Below are 1,997 nucleotides of genomic sequence, written 5' to 3'. Positions count from 1 at the left end.
GGCGAAACCAAGCGCCGTGTCGTGGTGCCGGTGGATGCCGAATTGCGAAGGCTTACCGAGGACACCGTGAGGTCGTTCGGCGCGCTGCTCGCCTCCGGCCGCACGCCGCCGCCGGTCTGGAAGCCGAGCCGATGCCGCGCTTGCTCGCTGATCGAATTGTGCCGGCCGCAGGCCATGGCGAAATCGGCGCTCAGCTTTCGCCGCCGGGCGCTGGCGGCCGTGCTCGATCCGGAGGCTTCAGGCGGCGAGTCCACGCCATGAAGAAGCTGCTCAACACCCTCTACGCTACTACCGAAGGCGCGCGGCTGCGCAAGGAAGGCGAGAACATCGTCGCCGAAATCGACGACGCCGAGCGCGGCCGCGTGCCCCTGCACATGCTCGGCGCCGTGGTGGCATTCGGCGCGATATCCATCTCACCGCCGCTAATCAGCGCGCTGGCGCGGGCCGGCATCACGCTGGTGCTGCTCGACCGCCAGGGCCGGTTTGAGGCGCGGGTCGAGGGCCCGGTCAGCGGTAATGTCTTGCTGCGCCGCGCGCAATACCGCGCCTCCGAGCAGCCGGATGAGATCGTGCGCAGCATCGTCACCGGCAAGATCTCCAATCAGCGAGTAGTGCTGCAGCGCGCTTTGCGGGATCACGGCGCGGAGATGTCAACGCAGAACCGCGCCACGGTGGAAGCCGCAGTTGACCGGCTGGAGCGGATCTTGCGTCGAGTCGCGTTCATGAACGAGGGCGCGGATGCGATCCGGGGCGCCGAGGGGGAGGCGGCCAACGGCTATTTCGCGGTGTTCAACAGCCTGCTGCGCTCGCCCGATCCGGACATCCGCTTCAACGGCCGTAGTCGACGGCCACCTCGCGATCCAGTCAATGCCTTGTTGTCGTTCTTGTATACGCTCCTAACACACGATTGTCGCAGCGCCGCAGAGTGCGTCGGCCTCGATCCGGCGGTCGGCTTCCTACATCGCGACCGACCGGGACGGCCAAGTCTTGCGCTGGATCTGATGGAGGAACTGCGACCCGTGCTGGCCGACCGGCTTGCGCTTTCGCTCATCAATCGGCGGCAACTGCGGAGCGGCGATTTTGAAGCGCGAGACGGTGGCGCCGTTCTGCTGTCGGAGGCCGGCCGCAAGACCGTGCTGACCGCTTGGCAGGAACGCAAGAAGGAGGAGCGTCGACACCCATTCCTGGACGAGATGGCACCGCTCGGCCTCGTGCCGTACTTGCAGGCGCAATTGCTTGCCCGTCACCTGCGCGGCGACCTCGACGCCTATCCACCGTGGTTCTGGAAATGAGGGAGCGTCGTGATGCTGGTGCTGGTGACTTATGACGTCAGTCTCACGGAACCGGGCGGCGCGCGAAGGCTGCGGCGCGTCGCCAAGGCGTGTCAGGACTACGGGCAGCGCGTGCAGTTCTCGGTCTTCGAGATCGAGGTCGATCCGGCCCAGTGGGCGACCCTCAAGGCAAGACTCGAGGGCCTGATCGATCCAAGACAGGACAGCCTACGCTACTACTACCTCGGCGCAAACTGGCGGCGCAGGGTCGAGCACGTAGGGGCAAAGGAAGCCGCGGACCTCGGCGGGCCGCTCATCGTGTAGGATGCGCGAACCACAAGCGTGCGGCATGCGTTGGGCCGGTTCGCGCCAGCGCCAGTTGTTTGAAATCGTAAAGCAAAATGGCCGCCGCCGGCAGGCGGCGCGGGCTCCGCGAGCCGGGGCCTCCGTACGTTCGCGCGCTCGCAGCCCTTTCCCTTGAGCAAGTGAAATGTTACGAGGCCCACCGTCGCTCCCCGTGCGGGAGCGCGGATCGAAACCGTATCATCGACGATGTGGAGTGCGGCATGTCGTGTCGCTCCCCGTGCGGGAGCGCGGATCGAAACGCTATGGGCGGAACGATAGTTGGCACAGAGGAAAAAGTCGCTCCCCGTGCGGGAGCGCGGATCGAAACACTCGCTACGGAGCTAACCCGGCAGACGCAAACGGTCGCTCCCCGTGCGGGAG

3 protein-coding genes and 1 CRISPR repeat array are annotated in these 1,997 nt (G+C 66.2%); all 3 genes read left to right on the top strand.

Going from position 1 to position 1,997, the window contains the following annotated elements; translation table 11 throughout:
* On the top strand, positions 1-261 hold a 261-nt coding region (locus KGM94_RS25125; protein ID WP_300265426.1), incomplete at its 5' end, for a Dna2/Cas4 domain-containing protein.
* A complete protein-coding gene (gene cas1c / locus KGM94_RS25120) occupies positions 258-1,292 on the top strand; it encodes a type I-C CRISPR-associated endonuclease Cas1c (RefSeq protein ID WP_300265423.1) in 1,035 nt (344 codons plus the stop codon). The genes KGM94_RS25125 and cas1c, both read left to right, overlap by 4 nt.
* A gap of 12 nt (positions 1,293-1,304) precedes the next feature.
* The gene (gene cas2 / locus KGM94_RS25115) at positions 1,305-1,595 is read left to right on the top strand and encodes a CRISPR-associated endonuclease Cas2 (RefSeq protein ID WP_300265420.1); all 291 of its coding nucleotides are present in this window, start codon (positions 1,305-1,307) and stop codon (positions 1,593-1,595) included.
* 183 nt (positions 1,596-1,778) lie between these two features.
* Positions 1,779-1,947: direct repeats of the CRISPR family, unit length 32 nt; unit sequence GTCGCTCCCCGTGCGGGAGCGCGGATCGAAAC.
* Positions 1,948-1,997: the final 50 nt, after the last annotated feature.

Origin of the sequence: Bradyrhizobium sp. (assembly GCF_028868675.1) — a bacterium.
Classification (GTDB): domain Bacteria; phylum Pseudomonadota; class Alphaproteobacteria; order Rhizobiales; family Xanthobacteraceae; genus Bradyrhizobium.
This window is presented reverse-complemented; position numbering and strand designations above follow the sequence as displayed.